Below are 21,377 nucleotides of genomic sequence, written 5' to 3'. Positions count from 1 at the left end.
GTGTGGCGGCGACACTGGCACTGGTGAACTTTCCCCGTGCAAAACGTTTTCTTACTCTTTCAGACCACGCTCAACCGGCGCAACCATCATCCATGACCGAATCGAAAGCCATGATCGTCGGAGCTGCCGGAAAGGCGCTAACGGACGATGAGATCGCCTTCTTCCGCGATGAGCGGCCGTGGGGATTTATCGTCTTTTCGCGCAATATCGGCGGGGCGGACCAATTAACCGACCTCGTGGCTTCGGTTCGGGATTGTGTCGGTCGCCCGGACATGCCCGTATTCATCGATCAGGAAGGCGGGCGCGTTCAGCGCCTGACGCCACCGCTGGCACCCCATTATCCGCCAGGAGCGGTTCTTGGTCGTATCTACGAGCGCGATCGTGACGAGGGCCTTCGCGCGGCATGGCTTCTCGCTCGCCTGCATGCATTCGACCTCGCCCGCTACGGCATCAATGCCGATTGCCTGCCGATCCTTGACGTTCCCGTAGCTGGTGCGCACGATATTATCGGAGATCGGGCCTACGGCCATCAGCCCGAGCAGGTCGAGGCTATCGGCCGCGCCGTCATGCAGGGCCTGCTCGACGGGGGGCTTCTGCCGGTCATCAAGCACATTCCGGGACACGGTCGCGCGGGTGCTGACAGCCATGTTGAACTGCCGGTGGTGGATGCTTCGCTTGACGAGTTGAAACAGGATTTCGCGCCGTTTCGTGGTTTGAATGAAGCCGTGATGGGCATGACGGCGCATGTCATCTATTCGGCTCTCGATGCGGATCGACCGGCGACGACGTCCCGCAAGGTCGTCGAGGAGATCATTCGCGGCGAGATCGGCTTTGACGGCCTCTTGATGAGCGACGATCTCTGCATGCATGCGATGAGCGGTAGCTATGCCCAGCGCGCAGCTGACGTTTTTGCCGCCGGTTGCGATATGGCGCTGCACTGTAACGGTGAATTGCACGAGATGATCGATCTGGCGAGCCGTACGCCCGCAGTGACTGGTCTAATTGCCGAGCGCGCGGAGCGCGCCTTGAAACCGCTGGGCCGACAAGATTATGCCGATGAAGGCGCATGCCGCTCGGAGTTTGAGGAACTGACGGCCGTTCTGGCCTGAATTCCTTCTTTCTTGAGTCTGGATATTGACCCGAGCCAGTTCCATGCTTCACGACGGAGGCGATGGATAAAGCGAAGCGTGATCGAATGTCCGTAATTCATAAGAAGGTCGATGATCTGCCCACATCCGTGGGTGTCAGTTTCGCGGCGCGTCTGGCCTTCGAGCATGTCGAACATGCCTACGACGAAAAGCCGGTTCTCAATGACGTCAATCTGGTCGCCGAAGCCGGTGAGGTTCTCTGCCTGCTTGGGCCTTCCGGGTCGGGTAAATCGACCCTTCTGCGCATTGCGGCCGGGATCGAGCCTCAACGTGCCGGACGGGTCATGCTGAATGACAGGGAGATTGCCGGGCCGTCGCATTTTCTGCCCCCGGAAAAACGCTCCATTGGAATGGTGTTTCAGGATTTCGCGCTGTTTCCGCACCTGACCTTGCTGGAAAACACCCGTTTCGGCCTGACGGAATTAAGCCGCAAGGATGGTGCCGCGGAAGCCAGGGTGGCTTTGGCGCGGGTCGGCCTTTCCGATAAGGTTGATGCTTATCCGCATGAGCTTTCCGGCGGGCAGCAACAGAGAGTCGCCCTTGCCCGCGCACTTGCCCCGCGGCCGGCCGTGCTGTTGATGGACGAGCCGTTCTCGGGCCTCGATTCGCGCCTGAAGGACACGGTGAGGGCCGAGACGCTTGCTATCTTGCGGCAAAGCCGGACCACGGCGATCATCGTGACACATGACGCGGAAGAAGCGATGCGCATCGCCGACCGGATTGCGCTCTTGAAGGACGGTCGCGTCGTTCAGGTGGGTACGGCCGAGACACTCTATCATCAGCCTGTCGACCTCTTCACCGCACGTTTCTTCAGCGAAGTAAACCTGTTCAAGGGGACGGTCGAGAACGGCACCGTCGAGACGCCGCTGGGCATCATGGAGGCGAGAGGCTTCGTCAACGGCTCCACAGTCCATGTCGCCATTCGGCTAGTGGGTATCGGGGTTTCCGAAGCTGAGGGAGACATCGAGGCGCGAATCGTCAAGCGCCGGTTTCTCGGAGTGAGTGAAATTCTAGAGCTCGCCGTGGCCGGGGCGGAAGAGCGGGTCCGGGCGACGATACGCGAAGGCTATCTGCCGCCCGAGGTAAAAAAAGTCAGGCTTTCATTGCGTCGTTCAGACGTTCTTGTGTTTGCATCGAAGCCCGACTAGGCCTACATCGAGGTTCCAACGCCGGGGATTGAGGAAAAGACAATGGGTACGTTTTCGATCTGGCACTGGCTGATCGTTCTGGTTGTGGTTCTGCTGCTGTTTGGCCGCGGCAAGATCCCGGAACTGATGGGCGATGTCGCCAAGGGTATCAAGAGTTTCAAGAAGGGGATGAGCGACGAGGACAGCGACAAGGCTTCCGTCGAGCATCGCCGTGATGCAACCGGTACGACCATCGATAACGAGCCGACGTCGGAAGACCGCAAGGCCTGATTCCACGTCCATGCGTGATGGTCTTCGGAGCGCTGAAGTCTGATGCTTGATATTGGCTGGCCAGAACTGCTGGTCGTCGCGATCGTGCTGGTCGTGGTGGTTGGACCAAAGGATCTGCCGCGCATGCTGCGGACCTTCGGCCGAACCACGTCGAAAATGCGATCCATGGCGGGCGATTTTCGCAAGCAGTTCGATGAAGCGTTGAAGGAGGCGGAACTCGACGATGTCAAAAGCATCGTCGACGATGCCCGTTCTCTCAATCCGAAAACCGCGATTCGCCGTGAACTTTCGTCGCTGAACAAGATCGGGCGCGAGATGGAATCCGACCTGCGGACCGCGACGACCACGAAGCCGTCCGATGCGAAGCCGGCGACGCCGGTCAAGGGCTCGGGTGCCAGCGACGGCGAGGCGCCGGCTCCCGCGCAGACTGCACCTATAGAAGGCCAGAGCGCGCCCGCGGCGTCTGCCTCGAAAGCCGATCCGGCTGAAGAGGGGCGGACGTGAGCACCTTCAATGATGACGACGATATCGAGAGCTCCAGCGCTCCGCTGATCGAGCATCTGATCGAATTGCGGCAACGCCTCATCTGGGCTGTTGGCGGATTCTTCGTCGCATTTCTCATCTGCTTCTATTTTGCCAAGCAGCTTTTCAACCTTCTCGTGCAGCCATTTCGCTGGGCGGTGGATTGGGCCGGGCTCGATCACCGTAATGTAGAGCTGATCTACACCGCGCCACAGGAATTCTTTTTCACCCAGTTGAAGATCGCCATGTTTGGCGGCCTCGTACTGGCGTTTCCGTTGATCGCTGCACAAATCTGGAAATTCGTCGCGCCGGGCCTCTATCGAAACGAACGCTCTGCCTTTCTGCCGTTCATGGTGGCTTCTCCGATCCTCTTTCTGGTCGGGGCGGCGCTTGTCTATTTCTTCACGATGCCGATGGTGATGTGGTTTTTCCTGAGCCAGGAACAGATCGGTACGCCCGGCCAGGTGGAAATTTCGCTTCTACCGAAGGTCTCGGAATATCTCGGCCTCTGCATGACGCTGATTTTCGCCTTCGGGCTGGTCTTTCAGCTTCCCGTGGCGACCACGCTGATGGCCCGGGTCGGTATGGTCACCTCCGAAGGGCTGAAGGACAAGCGCAAATATGCGATCGTGCTGGCCTTCGTAGCGGCAGCAGTCCTCACACCTCCCGATCCGATCAGTCAGATCGGTCTCGCGCTGCCGACGATCATTCTCTACGAGATCGCGATCTTCATGGCGAAGCGTGTCGAGCGTCCGCGCGAAGTCGAGGACGGGGACGAAACGGCTTCCGAATAGGCTCTCTGTCTTTCCGGTGATGAGGGTCGGTTGGCGGTTTTCTTTCATGCCGACGCATGGCAAGAGGGGCGCCAGTATTCGAACGATCCCGACATCTCCTTTTCGAGAGCCTTTTCATGCTCGACATCAAATGGATTCGCCAGAATCCCGACGACCTCGATAAAGCGCTGGCTTATCGCGGCGCAGAGCCCAAAGCACGCGAAATTCTCGGCCTCGATGCCGATCGCCGTGCTCACCAGGCCAAGCTGAACGATATGCAGGAGCGCCGTAACGCGGCTTCCAAGCAGATCGGCCAGGCGATGGGGCAGGGCGACAAGGAAACAGCCGAAGCCCTGAAGGCGGAAGTGTCGACGCTAAAAAGCGATCTGCAGGCAGGAGAGGCGCGGGCGCGCGAGCTCGACGCCGAGCTGAATGATCTTCTGGCGACGCTGCCCAATGTCCCATTGCCCGACGTGCCGGTTGGTGCGGATGAAGACGACAATGTCGAGGTGCGCAAGGTCGGCGAAAAGCGCGAATACGCTTTTGCCCCGAAAGAGCATTTCGAACTGGGCGAAGCACTCGGAATGATGGACCCTGAAACGGCAGCCAAGATGAGCGGCACGCGATTTACGCTGCTCTCCGGCCCGTTGGCTCGACTGGAACGGGCGCTTGGTCAGTTCTTCCTCGATACGCATACGCAAGAGCATGGCTACACCGAATGCCAGCCGCCGCTTCTCGTCCGTGACGAAGCGCTCTATGGCACCGGGCAATTGCCAAAATTCGCCGAGGATCTGTTTCGTACCACGGACGATCGTTGGCTGATCCCGACGGCCGAGGTCTCGCTGACAAATATCGTCAGCGGGGAAATCATCGACCATGACTATCTGCCGAGGCGCTATACGGCCCTGACGCCATGTTTCCGATCCGAGGCGGGCTCAGCCGGGCGCGATACGCGCGGATATCTGCGCCAGCACCAGTTCTACAAGGTGGAGATGGTCTCCATTACCGACGCTGACAGCAGTGTTGAAGAGCTGGAGCGCATGACGAAATGCGCCGAGACCGTCCTGGACAAACTTGGGCTCCATTTTCGCACGGTCGTGCTTTGCACGGGCGATATGGGTTTTGGCGCTCGCAAGACTTACGATATCGAGGTCTGGCTGCCGGGCCAGAATGCCTATCGGGAGATCTCATCGTGTTCTGTCTGCGGTGACTTTCAGGGGCGCCGCATGAATGCCCGCTATCGCAGCGCGGGTGAGAAACAGACCCAGTTTGTTCATACATTGAACGGATCCGGTGTGGCGGTCGGCCGTGCGTTGATTGCTGTGATGGAAACCTATCAGAACGAGGACGGGTCCATCACCGTGCCGGATGTCCTGCGGCCCTATATGGGCGGTATCGATCGGGTCGCGAAGGCATAAGCTGAATCAAAAGAACGATCTGGGCGAATTCATCAATGCGATGATTCATTTGCTCCGAGGAGAGGCAACGAGGACCGAATGCGTATTCTGCTGACCAATGACGATGGTATTCTCTCCGAAGGACTGGCCGCGCTGGAGCGTGTGGCGAAGACACTGTCGGACGATGTCTGGACAGTGGCGCCGGAAACGGACCAGTCCGGTCTGTCCCACTCCTTCACCCTGTCGCACCCCTTGCGGATGCGAGAAATCGACAAGCGGCACTATGCCGTGCGCGGGACGCCGACCGATTGCGTCATCATGGCCGTCAAGCACATTATGGACAGTCCGCCCGATCTCATCCTCTCCGGCATCAATTCCGGCGTAAACATTGCCGACGACGTGACCTATTCCGGTACTGTCGCGGGAGCTATCGAGGGCACGTTGATGGGAATTCCATCCATCGCGTTGAGCCAGGCCTATCAATGGGACGGCAGCAGCGAACGAAGCGTCTCTTATGAGCCAGCAGAGGTTCACGGTCCCGAGGTCCTCAAAAAACTCGTCGGCATGGATCTGCCGGATGGTACCCTTCTCAATATCAACTTCCCGCTATGTGCCGCCGATGAGGTCGAAGGTGTGGAAGTGACGCGCCAAGGACGGATGATGCATACGATCGGTGTCGAGCAGCGGTCCGATGGTCGCGGCTTCCCGTATTACTGGGTGCGGTTCGGACGCGAGAAGGTTGACGAGCAGGAGGGAACCGACATTCAGGCCCTGCGGAACAAGCACATCTCGGTCTCGGCGCTTAAGCTGAACCTGACCGATGATGAGACACTCGGCGCGCTGAAAGATCGCCTCGGCTGATGATGAGTGAAGGATTTGCCGCATTCGCGCTGCGTGCGCGGGAGAACGGCATAACCGATCCCGCTCTTGTTTCCGCCTTCGAGAAGGCGGGGCGCGATCATTTCGTTGATCCGGCGTATCGCGACGCTATTTGGCAGCCGCGTTCCTTGCCGATCAAATGCGGAGAGACGCTGGAAAGCCCGGATCAGCAGATCAGGATTCTCGCCCGCCTCGATCTGAAGCCCGGCCTAAATGTGCTGGAAATAGGAACCGGTAGCGGGTTCACAGCCGCCGTAATCGGAGCGCAGGCTGAAAAGCTCATATCCGTCGAACGCTACCGAACACTGGCCACCGCCGCCGCCGGTCAGATGAAGCGTCTGGGCTTTACGCATGTTTCGATACGTCACGGCAGTGCCTTCGACGTGTTGGAGACGGGCGAGGGGCCGTTCGACCGGATGATCGTCTGGTCCTCCTTTTCCGAACTCCCGCGAAATATTTCGAACATGATGGCCAGCGGCGGTATCGCCGTGCTCGCCATCGGAGAGCCTGAGCAGCAGCAAACCGTCGCCCGGTTGGAGAAGGTTGGCAGCCGGTTCGAGCGAACCGATTTTGCCACTGCCCGGATGCAGCCTCTTGCCGAGGAAAAGGCGCTTTTTCTCTGAGCATCGCCTCGCCATGAGGACGCTTCTCGTCTGTCGGTCCAATGATTTAACCGGGCAGTAAGATTAATAGGTTCTAATGCCGGCCAGTACGCGTTTTGGGTATAAGGGCAGGTGTTTCATGCGGAGTGACGTTTCAGTAACGCGGCGCAACCGTCTCGTGACAGGGAGGGGTGTTGTCCTTCTTCTTGCAGCGGGTCTTCTGGCTGGTTGTAGCACGGACGCGCTTCGCTTCGATCAGGACGGGTTCTACAACAGTGCGGTTCCTAGCGCCGGCGGCGTGGACTCCATGAGCACCGGCTCGGTCAGCTCCAGTCCTCAGCGGGTAGGAGGGCCGGCACGGCCCAATCAGGATCTCCGAGGCTCGGCTGCGGTGGCAAATGCACCCGGCACTTACGCAAGTGCTGCGCCTACGACGCCGGTCTACAGCTCTCAGCCATCAGCGGCGCGGACGCCGATTTACGATCGACGCCAGCTTCCGCCTTCCAATTCTAACGGCGGCTCGACGCTGCTGGCGCCGCCCAGCCGTGCCGACACCATCTCAACGGGATCGGTGCCCACCCGTGTGGTCAGTGCGCCGCTTGCGCCGGCCTCCCAATCGCAAGGTTCGCCGGCTGAAACGACGACTTCCTCTCCAACCCCCGCTAGGACCGCCAATAAGGCCGAGTGGAACGGGCAAGGCACGAAGGTCACACTTGGCGACGGCGAGACCGTTTACAGTATTTCGCGGCGCTACGGCGTTCCGGTCGAAGCGATTACGAAGGCCAACAATCTGGGTAACGCATCCGATGTGCGTGCGGGTCAGACATTGGTCATTCCCCGTCTTTCCTTCGGTCAGTCGAACGCTGCTCCGGCCTCGAATCAGGCCAGCAGTGCGTCTGCGGCCACAGCACCTTCGTCCTCGAGCGGCAAGGATGGGCAGTACCGGGTGGTTGCCGGCGATACGCTGGCAGCGATTGCCCGGCGTGCGGGCACAAGCGTTTCTTCGTTGAAGGCTGCTAACCGCATGTCGGACGATACGATCCGGGTCGGGCAGGTCCTGACATTGCCCGGCCGCGAACTGGCGTCGGCGGGCGGTGCCTCCAGCGCTTCCGTCGATCCGATCGCAACCGGGCCGCTCGAGGCGAAGAGCAACGCCAAGACCGAGGCGGCCAAGTCCGAAGCCAAGGCCAAGTTGCCGAGCTATGAGAAGCCCAAGAGCGAAGAGGTGAAAACCATTGCCAAGGCGGCTGAGGCTACCGAAAACGCGCCGAAGGCGACCGGTGTTTCCAAATTGCGCTGGCCGGCCAAGGGCAGAGTCATCAGAGGCTTCGGCGGCGGCAATTCGGGTATCGATATCGCCGTGCCGATGGGCACTCCGGTGAAGGCTGCGGAAAACGGCGTGGTCGTCTATTCCGGCAGCGGTTTGAAGGATCTCGGCAACACCGTTCTCATTCAGCACGATGACGGCACCACCACTGTCTATGGCAACGCCTCGGAGCTGTCGGTGAAGAAGGGCGACAAGGTTGTTCGTGGACAGCAGGTTGCACGGGCAGGCACGACCGGAAATGCGAGCGCGCCGCAGGTTCACTTCGAAGTTCGCAAGAAGTCGAACCCGGTTGATCCGGCAAAGTGGCTTGAATAAAAGCCGCTCAAACTGAAATACAAAAAGGCCGGCTCGCAAGCCGGCCTTTTCTTTTGCGCATTACGGGTTCACAGCCGCTGGCCCAATTGTCCGGCCAGATCCTGGATGAACTGCCATGCGGTGCGGCCCGAACGGCTGCCTCGCTCCGCAGACCATTGCAGCGCGCGGCGGCGCAGATCGTCCGGCTGAACCTCCAAGCCGAAATGGTCGGCGTAGCCTGTCACCATTGCGAGATACTCGTCCTGGTTGGATTTATGAAAGCCCAGCCACAATCCGAATCTGTCCGAAAGCGACACCTTTTCTTCGATGGCTTCTCCCGGATTGATGGCGGTCGACCTTTCATTGTCGATCATGTCGCGCGGCAGGAGATGTCGACGGTTCGACGTGGCATAGAAGAGAACATTTTCGGGCCGCCCCTCGATCCCGCCATCCAACGCCGCCTTCAGCGACTTGTACGATGTATCATCGTGATCGAAGGACAGATCGTCGCAAAACAGAATGAAGCGGGCCGAGGCCTTCTTCAGTGTCGACAGAAGCCGCGGAAGCGTTTCGATGTCGTCGCGGTTGATCTCGACGAGTTTGAGGCTTTCGCCGGGCGGAAGCTCGTCCGAGCAGACGGCGTGAACGGCTTTGACGAGCGATGATTTGCCCATGCCCCTCGCGCCCCAGAGAAGGGCATTATTGGCGGGCAGGCCCGCGGCGAAACGTCTCGTATTATTCAGCAGGCGGTCGCGGCTGGAATCCACGCCGCGGATCAGGGAAATGGGCACACGCGCGACCTCATCCACAGGTTCGAGCCAACCTGGAAAAGGCTCGGGCTGCCAGATGAATGCAGACGCAGAAGAGATATCCAGTGACATGGGCGGTGCCGGCGCCAGTCGTTCCAATGCCTGGCGGATGCCTGCCAACTGAAGGCATATCTCTTCCTTGTCGACCATCAGCACTTGTTCTCCTGCATTTAAAAGGGCATGGGACGGCCTCATTGCCGTGTCGTCATGTGCCACGGTTGCGCGGAGGGTGCAAAGTCCTATATTTCGCGCGCGTTTCGATGGCGGATTCGCCGCCCTTTCAACCGTTATTTCCGCAGGAGCTTGTTCATGTTCGTAACCCCCGCCTTCGCACAGGGGACCGGCGCGGCCGGTGCAGGAGACGCCTTTTTGCAGTTCATGCCCTTCGTTCTCATCTTCGTGGTGATGTATTTCCTCATCATCCGTCCGCAGCGCACGGCGGCCAAGCGTCGCGACGAGATGCTGAAGGCGGTGCGTCGCGGCGATACGGTTGTGACCGGCGGCGGCATTGTCGGCAAGGTGACGAAAGCCGACGACGTTGAACTCGAAGTCGAAATCGCGCCCGATACCCGCGTCAAGGTCCTGCGCACCAGCCTCCTGGACGTTCGCGTCAAGGGCGAGCCCGTGCCGGCCAATACGAAATAATTCGAAGCAGGCGGCTCTGCCGCCCTTCTTGCCAAATCTCTGCCGCCTTGCGCCGCCAAAAGGCGGTGCAATCTTATTCAGGACCCCGGAACCGTTATGCTGCAATTTGCCCGTTGGAAGACCGTACTCATCTGGCTGACGGTTCTCGCCGGCGTTATCGTGGCTCTGCCGAACCTGTTCTCGCGTTCGACGCTCGATGCCCTGCCGGACTTCGTTCCGACCCGGCAGATGACACTTGGTCTCGACCTGCAGGGCGGTTCTCACATCCTTCTGCAGATCGATACCAACGAGATACGCGAAAACCGGCTGAAATCGATCCGCGACGAGGCGCGTAGCGCACTGCGTGGCGAGCGCATCGGCTACACGGGTCTGGCGGTCAGTGGCAATGCTGTGCAGTTTCGTCTGCGTGACCCGAGCCAGATGGATGCGGCCCGTGAAGCGCTGTCCGATACGCTTTCGCCCATCTCCGCCGGTCTATTTTCCGGTGGTCAGGTGACGGAAGTCGAAATGGACGAGGCGCAGAACGGTCTCGTCCGGCTGAACCTGACCGAACAGGGGCTGGCCTATCGGGTCTCTTCGGCCCTGACGCAATCGGTCGAGGTGGTCGGTCGCCGCGTCAATGAGCTCGGCACGACGGAGCCCGTCATTCAGCGTCAGGGGGATGACCGCATTCTCGTTCAGGTGCCGGGCCTGGATGATCCGGAGCGCTTGAAAAACCTTCTCGGTCAGACCGCGCAGCTCACCTTCCAGATGGTCGACACCTCGACGCCTGTTCAGGACGCCATCGAAGGGCGCCCGCCTGCAGGGTCGACCATTATGTATTCGACGGATGACCCGCCCGTTCCCTATCTCATTGAGGACAGGGTGATCGTTTCGGGCGAGAGCCTTGTGGACGCCCAGCCCACCTTCGATCAGCGGACTGGTGAAGCCGTTGTTTCCTTCCGTTTCGACAATCGCGGAGCGGTTCGTTTCGGTCAGGCCACCCAGCAGAATGTGGGACGTCCGTTCGCCATTATTCTCGACGAGGCAGTCATTTCGGCCCCTGTTATCCGTGAGCCGATCACGGGTGGTTCGGGACAGATTTCCGGTAGCTTCACGACGGAGTCGGCCAAGGATCTGGCCGTTCTGCTTCGAGCCGGCGCACTGCCGGCCACGCTTAATATCGTAGAAGAACGGACCGTCGGCCCGGGGCTCGGGCAGGACTCCATCGATGCGGGACTTATGGCATCGATCATCGGGTCCATTCTCGTCGTTGGCTTCATGTTCGCCGTTTACGGCACGCTCGGCTTGATCGCGAACGTTGCTCTGGTTGCTAACATCGTGCTCCTGATCGCGATACTGACGTTTCTTGGTGCGACCCTTACCCTACCAGGCATCGCGGGTATCGTCCTGACGGTCGGCATGGCGGTCGATTCGAACGTTCTGATCTATGAGCGTATCCGCGAGGAGCGCCGCAATGGGCGAAAGGTTCTGAACGCCATCGAAACGGGCTTCGAGCGCGCGCTGAGCACGATCGTGGATGCCAATGTGACCACGCTGATCGCCGCGGTGATCCTGTTCTATCTTGGAACCGGGCCCGTTCGCGGTTTTGCGGTCACGCTGGCGATCGGCATCGTCACGACGGTCTTCACTGCTTTCACCCTGACCCGGTGGCTGGTCGGCTTTTGGTACAAGCGCACGCGTGCAAAGGAATTGCCGGGTGCGCCGATCAAACTGGTGCCGGACGTCACGAAGATCCCCTTCATGTGGCTTCGCAAGGCCGGGTTCACGATCTCCGCAATCTTGTCCGTGGCCGCGCTTGTCGCGTTCTTCACGGTCGGCATGAATCTCGGCATCGACTTCAAGGGCGGTACGCTGATCGAAGCCCAGTCCAAGACGGGTCAGGCCGATATCGGCGATATCCGTTCGCGGCTCTCCGACCTCAATCTCGGCGAGGTTCAGGTTCAGTCCTTCGGGTCGGAGCGTGAGGTTCTGATCCGCGTCGGCGCTCAGGATGCCGGTGACAATGCGGAGCAGAGTGCGGCGACGAAGGTCCAGGATGAACTGGCTTCCGATTATGACTTCCGCCGGACCGAGGTGGTGGGACCGACGATCAGTTCCGAGCTGGCGCGCGCCGGCGCGATTGGGGTTGGTGTCTCTTTGTTGGCTATCCTGCTTTACATCTGGTTCCGGTTCGAGTGGCAGTTCGCGCTTGGTGCGATCATCTCCACGATGCACGATGTGATCATGACCATCGGGTTCTTCGTGCTCACGGGCATCGAATTCAATATCTCCTCCATTGCGGCCATCCTGACGATTGTCGGTTATTCGCTGAACGATACGGTCGTCGTCTATGACCGCGTGCGGGAGAATCTGCGGCGATACCGCAAGATGCCGCTGCCGGAGCTTCTGGATGTGTCGATGAACGACACCTTGTCGCGAACAGTCATGACATCGCTGACGACGCTGCTGGCGCTGGGCGCGTTGTTCTTCTTCGGTGGTGAGGTGATCCGCTCGTTTACCGCCGCGATGATCTTCGGCATCTTCATCGGCACCTACTCGTCGATCTTCAACGCCGCGCCGCTGCTGATCCTTTTCAAGCTGCGTGGTTCGAAGATGGTCAAGGACGAGGAAGACAAGGTGACGCCCGCCGGTGCGCGGGTTTGATCGCAGATGAGTGAAGGCGGAGGCCCCATTGTTCTGCGTCCTGCCCATTTCCCCGGGCGGGCGCCGATCGACGCTTACGGCAATGGCGGCTTTCGCTTTGCCGATATGAGCCATCGCGGCTCCCTGCTTCTTCTTCCGTCCGGTATTCACGGCTGGGAGCCGGAGGAGGAGGGGAAGCTTTCATCCGCGGATATCGATCGTGTCCTGGCGGAAGCGGATCAGATCGAGATTCTTCTCGTCGGGATGGGAAAGGACCTTCGGCCTTTACCTGCGGAATTGCGCACGGCTTTGCGAGAGGCAGGCATTTCCTCCGATCCGATGAGTACCGGCGCGGCCGTCCGAACCTATAATGTTCTTCTCGCCGAGGAACGCGCCGTCGCCGCCATGCTGATCGCGGTGGACTGAGGCGATGGCGGAGTTCGACCCGCTTTCTGCTCTTCGTGACGCCGACCGGACGCGATATGCGTCGCTCCTCTACATCGCCGAGGATCATCGGGCAGCGCTGGCGACACTGCATCTGTTCGACCTCGAACTGGCACGTATTCCGGGCCTGATAAAGGAGCCCATGGCCGGGGAGATCCGGCTTCAATGGTGGCGTGAAGTGCTGTCGGGCGAACGTCAGGGGGAGGGGCGAAGCCACCCTTTGGCTTCACAGCTCATGGATGTGGTCGCACAATACGAGCTGCCGATGAGCGGGTTCGGGATGATGCTGGACGGCCGCATTTCCGATCTCTACTCGGACCGTTTTGAAACCCGTACCGAGCTCGAGGCCTATTGTGGCCAGACCCGTAGCGCGCTGTTTCAACTGTTGCTTCAGATCGTAGATCGTCAAGCTCTCACCCTGTCTGCCGATGCTTCCGGCCATGCAGGCTGTGCGTGGGGAATCGGCCAGATATTAAGCAGCGCCGCGATGGACCGGGGGGCGGGCAAGATTCGGATACCCGATGATCTGCTGCAGAGCGCTGGCGGAACCGCCGAAGATTGGCTGAAGGCTGAGGACAATGCGTTTCTTGGTCGTGTGGTTGGCGCCATGGTCGCGCTTGGCGAGGAGCATCTGGACAAGGCCAACCGGGCCATAGAGCAGTTCAAGCAAGAGGCTCGTCAGGTCTATCTGCCGTTGGCGGGTGCGAGGCTTCTCTTGCGACAGGCAGATAGAATGAGCGCAGAGGTCGCTCGCACGCCGCTTCACTTGTCGCCCTTTCGCTATCATTTGGCGCTATTGCAACGTCGCATCCGGAACTGAAAAGAAAACATCGGTCATGGCAGGCTGGCCTCAGCGAAAACTTCGTTCGATCACAAATCTTCGCGGTCTTGCCGCCGAGGGCGTGAAGCGGGCGTTTGCGCGTTTCTCGGTCACCATCACAGCCCTTTTCGGTCTCAGTCTCTCAGCATCGCTCGCCCAGGCCGATGTGCTGGATGAAAATACATTTGAGCGCTTCGGTGCATTCTTTCTTGTCGCGGCCCTTTCGAGCCTCGTTATCAGGCTGGCAAGTGAGGCACATTCATATCGTTGGATACGGTTGATCGAAGTTGTTGTCGCCGTCGTGCTGGGGCTGATCGCTGCTTTTCAACTCGACGACGATTACGCGTTACCGTCCATCGTGGGCGCGCTGGTGTTGCTTGTGCCTGCGGCGGCATCAAACGCGAAGCGCGATGACTTGCCAGTCGTTCTCGGCGGGCTTGGTTTCGCTGCTGCTCTCGGTCTACTCACGCTGGCGATTTTCGCTGGTGGTTTGTCCGGGACGCTTGCCAGTCTGCGCTATCTTTTCGGACTGCCGGTACCCGATCGTGTTTTTGCACAGACGTGGATCTGGACTGGCCTATTCGTGGCGCCGCTTTTCGCCCTTGGTCGTATCCCGGAGCGAGGCGAAATCAATCTCGGCGGGCGTATTCTGCTCGACCGCGCTGCGCTGGCGCTGTTCGATTTCGGCGCATTTCCGCTGCTGATTATCTACACACTTGTCCTTCATGCGTACGCGGCAAAGATTGCAATCAGCGCAAGCCTTCCGAGAGGCCAGATCGGCTGGATGGTTCTCGGTTACCTTTTAACACTGTTTGGCACGCTGATCATAACATCCGGGCATGAACGTACCGGACGCCCGGCAACGAGCCGGTTCATGATGCGATATTGGCCGGCTCTTATCATTGTACCGGTTGGCCTGCTGTTCGTCTCACTTTACGAACGCGTCGGCATCTACGGTGTGACGGAAGAGCGATATCTTCTCGGCCTTGGCGGTCTTGTTGTTCTCGTCTGGGCTGTCATGCAGGTCTCGAAATGGCTGAGAAACGATTACCGCCTTCTTCTCTGCCTTGGCGGTGGCGCTCTTTTGCTTTCCTGCGTCGGCCCGTGGAGCGCACGGTCGATCTCCATCGAGAGTCAACTGGCCCGTTTTGAGAGGGAAATTGCCGATTTTCGCGACGGAGAGGCCGAGGCGGAACTCCAGGCAATGGGTGCTCTAGCCTATCTTAACCAGGCCGGGGTTCTCGATCGTACCGTCGATGAACCTCTAAAGACGGTAGACGATAGAAACAATTTGACGGCGTATGCGCGGCATTTCGGTCTCGACCCTGACCGCACGCCTAGCAATCTGAGTAGCGGTATGCACGATCTGGATCGGCAGGTGATCGATCTGACCGGATACGATGTGATGATCCGTAATGTATTTCTTTCGGACCAAGAGCAGCGCTCTGCCTTTCAGGTAGCGGTCGACGACAATGCTCCCGCGATAACAGCGCGTTTGCAGAACAACACAATCGTCATGACGGTGGGGGCTGAAAGCGCCACGTTCGACCTGCAGGCAGAGACGCGATCTTTGGCGCCGGGAGAGCCGTTGCCGCGTAGTCTGGAACTCTCCTCAGGAGCACGGAAAGTCCGCTTTCTCGTGCAGCGCTGGGTATGGCCGGAACCGGAGGCAGACAAGGACGAGCAGTTGGGCCGCCTGGACGGCAGTCTTCTCTTCAGGCGGCAAGACTGGATTGCCTTTCGTCGCTGAAACTATTCTGCCGCCTGCGCTGCTCCATCGTTTCCGCCCAGCCATGCTTTGCAATCGCCCAAGGCCCTCGCGGAAAGGGCGTGCTTCTTTGCCAGAGCCTTGTCTTTGCCCCGGAAACGGCCTTCCCAATCGTCGGGCTTGAGCTTGGTCCCCGGCGCCAAAGGTGGGAAAAGCCCGAAATTGATATTCATGGGCTGAAACGAACGCTTACCGGGCTCGTCATCGGTTGAGAGGTGGCCGCCCGTAATGTGATTAAGAAGCGCGCCGAACGCCGTGGTCGCGGGCGGAATGTCGGGGACGCCACCGGCGCGCTCCTCGGCTGCGAAACGTCCTGCCAAAAGGCCGATGGCAGCCGATTCGACGTAACCCTCGCAACCGGTGATCTGGCCGGCGAAGCGAAGCCCGCGACGGGCCAGGAGCGAAAGAGACGAATCGAGAAGCCGCGGCGAATCGAGATAGGTGTTGCGATGTATGCCGCCGAGCCGGGCAAACTCCGCATTCTGCAAGCCCGGGATCATTCGGAAGATCTCAGCCTGAGCGCCATATTTCAGCTTCGTCTGAAAACCGACCATGTTGTAGAGCGTGCCGAGCGCATTATCCTGCCGAAGCTGAACCACCGCATAAGGCTTTTTGTCGGGATGGTGCGCATTCGTCAGGCCCATCGGCTTCATGGGACCGTGGCGCAGGGTTTCACGACCACGTTCCGCCATCACCTCGATCGGCAGGCAGCCATCGAAGTAGGGCGTGCCTTCCCACTCCCTGAATTCCGTCTTGTCGCCGGCAAGCAGAGCATCGATGAAGGCGCCGTATTGCGCCTCATCCATTGGGCAGTTGAGGTAATCCTTTCCAGTGCCGCCAGGCCCGACCTTGTCATAACGGCTCTGGAACCAGGCCGTGTCGAGGTCGATCGAATCGAAGTGCACAATCGGGGCAATCGCGTCGAAGAAGGCCAGAGCATCTGAACCTGTTACCTTGGCAATTGCTTCGGCCAATGAGGGCGCGGTGAGAGGGCCGGTGGCGATGATCGTCTGGTCCCATTCAGAGGGCGGGAGACCGGTCACTTCTTCCCGCGTCACCGTAATCAGTGGCTCGTTGTCGATCGCAGCCGTGACCGCGTCGGAAAACCCGACTCGATCGACAGCCAGAGCCGAGCCCGCCGGCACCTGATTGGAATCGGCGCATTGCATGATCAGTGATCCCGCCAGGCGCATTTCCGCATGAATGACGCCCACGGCATTCGCGGACGCGTCGTCCGAGCGGAAAGAGTTCGAGCAGACCAGTTCGGCCAGGCCGTCGGTATGATGGGCGGGAGTACCGCGCACGCCTCGCATCTCGTGCAATATCACGGGAATACCACAACGCGCGATCTGCCAGGCCGCCTCGGAGCCCGCAAGTCCGCCGCCGACAACATGAATGGGTTGATCCGTCATGATACATCTCCCGTAGCTGCTTCGCCGGCAATAGGGGCTTGTCTCTTCAGACACAACAAGGTTTCGGCAGTGCCCCCGAAACGCAAAACGCCCGTCGGGGGAGGAGGATCCGACGGGCGCCTTTTGCGTTCGAACCGGTCTGGGAGGAGGATGACCGGCTCTCGCCTTCCGTCGAAGCCATGGGAGGAGGAGTTGGCTTCGGCGAATATGGTCCGGCGCGGTATTAGGAGGAGGAGTTTTCCGCCCCGGTCGAGAAAACATTTAAGCGACCGCGGTCGGTGTCGCTACCATTTATGTTGCATAGCAGCATTGCATGAGGGGGATATCTGCCCTCGCTGGCCTTCCGCGAGCGAATAGCAGAAGGGCCATCCCAATTGCGGAGCGGCCCTAAACAGTTTTCAATTTGTGTCGTCCGTAGATCTGGCTCAGCATCAAAGGCTGCGCCGTGCCACTTTCTCGATAGAACCGCGGTAAACGCCGATGTCGCGCAGCTGTTCGTCGCTCAGATGGGACAGTTCGTTGACCGTGTTGCGATACATGCGCCAGCGGCGGTAGTTTGCGAAAATGCTCATTTCGTTTTCCTCGTAATGCGTCTGCACAAGAAGGCATCTGATTGCTGCCTGCTGGATATGCATTTGCTATTTTTGGACCCACAAGAGAAGTGATAGCTTTGCAATGGTGCGGTGCAAACAGCGCAAGGCTGGAGGCGTTTTCGTTTAACGGTTTCTTTACTGCCCCGTCAGCGATTTCGGTCGGGGACCTGCCGGCACATTCGATGGAATTCCTGCGAAACGGCGCCGATTTTCCCTTTGAAGCGGCGAAAGCCCGTGATAAGAGAGCCGCGCTTTTGCGGGTGGATTCCCATCGGCATGGGCGGGTGTGGTGAAATTGGTAGACACGCCAGATTTAGGTTCTGGTGCCGCAAGGCGTGGGGGTTCAAGTCCCTCCACCCGCAGGTCCAGTCTCGCAACGACCGAATTTTGCAGGAGGTGCATCCGGCGAACTGAGGAAGCCGGTTCATCTCCCACATGCGACAAAAGAGAGTGAACATGCAGGTAACCGAAACGCTCAACGAAGGCCTGAAGCGCGAAATCAAGGTCGTCGTTCCGGCCGCGGACATGGAATCGCGTCTGATGGAGCGGATCAACGATTCCAAGGATAAGGTGCGGCTCAAGGGCTTCCGGCCCGGCAAGGTGCCGACGTCTCACCTGCGCCGCATGTACGGCAAGTCCTTCATGGCCGAGATCGTGAACGACATCGTTTCCAACTCCACGCGCAACGTGATTTCCGAGCGCGACGAGAAGGCGGCGATGCAGCCCGAGGTCGTGATGACCGAGGATCAGGACGAGGCCGAAAAGATTCTTGCCGGCGAGCAGGACTTCGAATTCGATCTGAAATACGAAATCGTCCCGAAGTTCGAATTACAGGATGTCTCCGACATCAAGATCGAGCGGCCGGTGGTCGAGGTCGCCGACGAGGAAGTCGAGGACCAGGTCAAGCAGATTGCCCAGTCCGCACGGACCTATGAGACCAAGGACGGCGCTGCGGAAGACGGCGATCGCGTGACACTGGATTATCTCGGCAAGGTCGATGGCGAGCCGTTCGACGGCGGGAAGGCCGAGGGCGCCAATCTTGTTCTCGGATCCGGCCAGTTCATTCCGGGTTTCGAGGAACAGCTCGTCGGTCTGAAAAAGGGTGACGAGAAGACGATCACCGTGACGTTCCCCGAGGAATATGGCGCCGAACACCTTGCGGGTAAGGAAGCCACATTCGATGTGACAGTGCACGAAGTCGCTGCTCCACAGGATCAGGAAATCGACGACGAACTGGCCAAGAAGCTCGGTCTGGAGAGCATGGACAAGCTTCGCGAGATCGTTCGCGACCAGATCCAGGGCCAGTACGGCCAGATGACCCGGCAGAAGGTGAAGCGTTCGCTGCTCGATGCTCTGGATGAGCGCTATCAGTTCGAGACGCCCGAGAAGCTGACCGAGGCCGAGTTCAACAATATCTGGAACCAGGTGTCAGCAGACCTGGAGCGCAACGGCAAGAGCTTCGAGGACGAAGGTACGAGCGAGGAAGAAGCGCGCGCGGATTATAACAAGCTTGCCGCCCGCCGGGTTCGCCTTGGCCTGGTGCTCTCGGCTATTGGCGAGAAGGAAGGCATCACCGTCACCGATGAAGAACTGCAGCGGGCTCTCGGTGAACAGCTTCGCCGTTATCCCGGTCAGGAGCAGCAGGTGATGGAATTCTATCGCAATACACCCGATGCGGTGAATGCGCTTCGCGCCCCGATCTTCGAAGAGAAGGTCATCGACCACCTGATGGAACAGGTCGAGGTGAGCGACAAGACCGTCAGCCGTGAAGAGCTGATGGCTGAAGATGACGATGAATTCGGCACGGGAACGGCTTCTGCGGAGGCCGAGGCGACCAGCGAAGCCTGATACCGTTGATTTTTCAGTAAGCGTTTTGAAGGCCGCGGTCCCTGGACCGCGGCCTTTATCTTTCCGGCCCATGTTTCTGGGAGGTGACTTTCGGCGGCAGGAGCCTCAGATGTATCCTTGGGCCTTCAGGCTGGCTTCGCCAGACCGCGCTATGATGACATGATCGTGGATTGCGATACCGAGCGGCGCAGCGACGTCGATAATGGTCTTCGTCATCGAAATGTCTGCCCGCGAGGGCGACGGGTCTCCGGACGGATGATTGTGAACGAGAATCAGCGCCGTCGCCGAAAGCTCCAGAGCGCGTCTGATCACTTCGCGGGGATAAACCGGTGTATGGTCGACGGTGCCAACGCCCTGGACCTCGTCGGCGATCAGCGCATTTTTCTTGTCAAGGAAGAGGATTCGGAACTGCTCCCTCGGTTCATGCTGCATGGCCGTGCGGCAATAATCCATGAGCGACGACCATGACGAGATGACCTTCCGGCCCTGGATATTGCGTTTCAGGCAGCGACGGTGCAGGGCGGCCGTGATGGCGAGCTCCTGAGCGACGGCGTCGCCGACGTTCTGAACTTCGCACAAGAGGTGACGGGGCGCCGCCAGCACGGCGGAGAGAGTACCGAAGCGCTCCAGAAGCGCCTTGGCGATGACCTTGGTATCGGCGCGGGGAATGATGCGAAAGAGAAACAGCTCAAGCAGTTCGTCGTCGCGAAAATTCTCGTCGCCATAGCTGTCGAAACGGTCTCTCAGCCGCTCCCGGTGACCGTGAAAGTGCTTGCGGTCTTTTGGTCTCGAACTCTTCGGCTTGTCGGATGCAGCGGCCTTTGAGGGCGCATTCGGACGGCTGGTCTGGTTGAAACGGTCAAGAAAGTCTCGTTCATCCGTCTCGTCCATTTTCCCTCCGCAGTGATGATCTGCTCCTACCCGATCAGCTTGGGTCGTCGAGGCCGGGGCGGTCAAGCCCGCCGGGGCTGAGGGTGAAGATTTCGCAGCCATCCTCGGTTACGCCCACGGTGTGCTCATACTGCGCCGTCAGCTTGCGATCAGCCGTAATGGCCGTCCAGCCATCGTTCAGGACGCGAACATGCGGGCGACCGAGATTGATCATTGGCTCGATCGTGAAAATCATGCCCGGCTGAATTTCGACCCCGTCCCGAGCTGTGCCATAGTGCAGGATGTTCGGAGCGTCGTGAAAAAGCTGGCCGACGCCGTGGCCGCAAAAATCCCGTACCACGGAATAACGGTGCGCCTCGGCATGAGACTGAATCGCTTCACCGATAGCGCCCGTCTTGACGCCCGGGCGGACGACCTCGATTCCCTTCATGAGGCATTCATGCGTGACCTCGAGCAATTTTCGGGCGAACGGCTTGATTCGTCCGACCGGATACATGCGCGAGGAATCACCGTGCCATCCGTCGAGAATGTAAGTGACATCAATATTGACGATATCGCCCTCACGGAGAGGCTTGCGATCGGGAATGCCGTGGCAGACCACCTCGTTCTTGGACGTGCAGGTACTCTTGCGATAACCGCGATAATTCAGCGTCGCTGGAACAGCGCCGTGGTCCATGCCGAACGCGAAAACGAAATCGTCGATCTTTTGCGTCGGCGTGCCCGGGGTCACGAGAGGCGCCAGTTCATCGAGACACTGTGCGGTGAGTTGGCAGGCCTTACGCATGCCCTCGAAGGCCTCAGGGCCATAGAGACGTATCTGGCCGGTATTGCGGCGCACGTCATCCTCCGCCTCAATGTAAAGTGTCATCGGGGCCCTCTCGAAAAAGTGTTTCTTCGTATGGTCGGCTGGACATGGCAGCGACATGGCAAGGTCGCTGCGCAAATGCAAGTCTTCATCATGTCGAGAAGAAGTAAGGTGGTACGCCCTACGGGACTCGAACCCGTGTTTCCGCCGTGAAAGGGCGGCGTCCTAGACCGCTAGACGAAGGGCGCGCCTGAGGTGTGAGCCGTATAGTCGGAAGGTCCGTCGAAACGCAAGTGCGGATTGCTGCGAAAGTGAGAAAAAAGACGTTTGGGGAAAACTTTATGCCGCGTGCGGGTT

At 59.4% G+C, this 21,377-nt stretch carries 20 protein-coding genes and 2 tRNA genes; 16 read left to right on the top strand and 6 right to left on the bottom strand.

What is annotated here, in order from left to right; all coding sequences use genetic code 11:
• Positions 1–92 precede the first annotated feature (92 nt).
• The 9 genes from nagZ (at position 93) to D8780_RS07080 (ending at position 8,381) form a co-directional block, all read left to right on the top strand.
• Positions 93–1,109, top strand: coding sequence for a beta-N-acetylhexosaminidase (gene nagZ, locus D8780_RS07120; RefSeq protein ID WP_121644979.1), 1,017 nt, complete (start codon positions 93–95; stop codon positions 1,107–1,109).
• An 86-nt stretch (positions 1,110–1,195) separates the two neighbouring features.
• Entirely contained in the window at positions 1,196–2,296 is a 1,101-nt protein-coding gene (locus tag D8780_RS07115; RefSeq protein WP_121644978.1) for an ABC transporter ATP-binding protein, read from the top strand.
• A gap of 42 nt (positions 2,297–2,338) precedes the next feature.
• Entirely contained in the window at positions 2,339–2,566 is a 228-nt protein-coding gene (locus D8780_RS07110; protein ID WP_121644977.1) for a twin-arginine translocase TatA/TatE family subunit, read from the top strand.
• 42 nt (positions 2,567–2,608) lie between these two features.
• Positions 2,609–3,070, top strand: coding sequence for a Sec-independent protein translocase protein TatB (tatB, locus tag D8780_RS07105; protein ID WP_121644976.1), 462 nt, complete (start codon positions 2,609–2,611; stop codon positions 3,068–3,070).
• Positions 3,067–3,882: a twin-arginine translocase subunit TatC gene (gene tatC, locus D8780_RS07100; RefSeq protein ID WP_121644975.1), complete on the top strand. Its 816-nt coding sequence runs from the start codon at positions 3,067–3,069 to the stop codon at positions 3,880–3,882. Before tatB ends, tatC begins: the two co-directional genes overlap by 4 nt.
• Before the next feature lie 116 nt (positions 3,883–3,998).
• Entirely contained in the window at positions 3,999–5,279 is a 1,281-nt protein-coding gene (gene serS, locus D8780_RS07095) for a serine--tRNA ligase (RefSeq protein WP_121644974.1), read from the top strand.
• Between the two features lie 78 nt (positions 5,280–5,357).
• Positions 5,358–6,119 (top strand): 5'/3'-nucleotidase SurE, encoded by a 762-nt coding sequence (gene surE, locus D8780_RS07090; protein ID WP_121644973.1) that lies wholly within the window; start codon positions 5,358–5,360, stop codon positions 6,117–6,119.
• A complete protein-coding gene (locus tag D8780_RS07085) occupies positions 6,119–6,760 on the top strand; it encodes a class I SAM-dependent methyltransferase (protein WP_121644972.1) in 642 nt (213 codons plus the stop codon). The genes surE and D8780_RS07085 overlap by 1 nt, the downstream gene beginning before the upstream one ends.
• Positions 6,761–6,878: 118 nt before the next feature.
• Entirely contained in the window at positions 6,879–8,381 is a 1,503-nt protein-coding gene (locus D8780_RS07080) for a peptidoglycan DD-metalloendopeptidase family protein (protein ID WP_158598459.1), read from the top strand.
• A gap of 68 nt (positions 8,382–8,449) precedes the next feature.
• On the opposite strand, the gene D8780_RS07075 is transcribed toward D8780_RS07080, so the two are convergent.
• Entirely contained in the window at positions 8,450–9,319 is an 870-nt protein-coding gene (locus D8780_RS07075; protein ID WP_121644970.1) for an ATP-binding protein, read from the bottom strand.
• 159 nt (positions 9,320–9,478) lie between these two features.
• Between D8780_RS07075 and yajC the strand changes: the two genes are divergently transcribed.
• The 5 genes from yajC (at position 9,479) to D8780_RS07050 (ending at position 15,453) form a co-directional block, all read left to right on the top strand.
• On the top strand, positions 9,479–9,814 hold the full coding sequence (yajC, locus tag D8780_RS07070) for a preprotein translocase subunit YajC (RefSeq protein ID WP_121644969.1): 336 nt from the start codon (positions 9,479–9,481) through the stop codon (positions 9,812–9,814).
• 96 nt (positions 9,815–9,910) lie between these two features.
• On the top strand, positions 9,911–12,460 hold the full coding sequence (gene secDF, locus D8780_RS07065; protein WP_121644968.1) for a protein translocase subunit SecDF: 2,550 nt from the start codon (positions 9,911–9,913) through the stop codon (positions 12,458–12,460).
• A 6-nt stretch (positions 12,461–12,466) separates the two neighbouring features.
• On the top strand, positions 12,467–12,865 hold the full coding sequence (locus tag D8780_RS07060) for an Mth938-like domain-containing protein (RefSeq protein WP_121644967.1): 399 nt from the start codon (positions 12,467–12,469) through the stop codon (positions 12,863–12,865).
• Positions 12,866–12,869: 4 nt separating this feature from the next.
• Positions 12,870–13,703: a phytoene/squalene synthase family protein gene (locus D8780_RS07055; RefSeq protein WP_121644966.1), complete on the top strand. Its 834-nt coding sequence runs from the start codon at positions 12,870–12,872 to the stop codon at positions 13,701–13,703.
• 16 nt (positions 13,704–13,719) lie between these two features.
• Positions 13,720–15,453: a DUF4153 domain-containing protein gene (locus D8780_RS07050; RefSeq protein WP_121644965.1), complete on the top strand. Its 1,734-nt coding sequence runs from the start codon at positions 13,720–13,722 to the stop codon at positions 15,451–15,453.
• Positions 15,454–15,455: 2 nt separating this feature from the next.
• Here D8780_RS07050 and trmFO read toward each other — a convergent pair whose 3' ends face one another.
• Together trmFO and D8780_RS07040 are read right to left on the bottom strand one after the other, a co-directional pair.
• On the bottom strand, positions 15,456–16,883 hold the full coding sequence (trmFO, locus tag D8780_RS07045; protein ID WP_121644964.1) for a methylenetetrahydrofolate--tRNA-(uracil(54)-C(5))-methyltransferase (FADH(2)-oxidizing) TrmFO: 1,428 nt from the start codon (positions 16,881–16,883) through the stop codon (positions 15,456–15,458).
• 431 nt (positions 16,884–17,314) lie between these two features.
• Positions 17,315–17,455 (bottom strand): DUF1127 domain-containing protein, encoded by a 141-nt coding sequence (locus D8780_RS07040; RefSeq protein WP_121646424.1) that lies wholly within the window; start codon positions 17,453–17,455, stop codon positions 17,315–17,317.
• A 301-nt stretch (positions 17,456–17,756) separates the two neighbouring features.
• On the opposite strand from D8780_RS07040, the gene D8780_RS07035 reads away from it, so the two are divergent.
• Positions 17,757–17,838: transfer RNA gene (locus D8780_RS07035), tRNA-Leu, on the top strand.
• 94 nt (positions 17,839–17,932) lie between these two features.
• Entirely contained in the window at positions 17,933–19,324 is a 1,392-nt protein-coding gene (tig, locus tag D8780_RS07030) for a trigger factor (RefSeq protein WP_121644963.1), read from the top strand.
• Between the two features lie 105 nt (positions 19,325–19,429).
• On the opposite strand, the gene radC is transcribed toward tig, so the two are convergent.
• The 3 genes from radC to D8780_RS07015 all read right to left on the bottom strand — a co-directional run bounded on the left by radC (position 19,430) and on the right by D8780_RS07015 (position 21,268).
• Positions 19,430–20,317, bottom strand: coding sequence for a RadC family protein (radC, locus tag D8780_RS07025; protein ID WP_121644962.1), 888 nt, complete (start codon positions 20,315–20,317; stop codon positions 19,430–19,432).
• The gene (map, locus tag D8780_RS07020) at positions 20,250–21,083 is read right to left on the bottom strand and encodes a type I methionyl aminopeptidase (RefSeq protein ID WP_121646423.1); all 834 of its coding nucleotides are present in this window, start codon (positions 21,081–21,083) and stop codon (positions 20,250–20,252) included. Before map ends, radC begins: the two co-directional genes overlap by 68 nt.
• A 109-nt stretch (positions 21,084–21,192) precedes the next feature.
• Positions 21,193–21,268, bottom strand: a tRNA-Glu gene (locus D8780_RS07015).
• Positions 21,269–21,377: the final 109 nt, after the last annotated feature.

The sequence above is a fragment of the Notoacmeibacter ruber genome (assembly GCF_003668555.1).
GTDB lineage: Bacteria > Pseudomonadota > Alphaproteobacteria > Rhizobiales > Rhizobiaceae > Notoacmeibacter > Notoacmeibacter ruber.
Note: the sequence above shows the minus strand (reverse complement) of the source record. Positions and strands in the feature narration are given on the sequence as shown.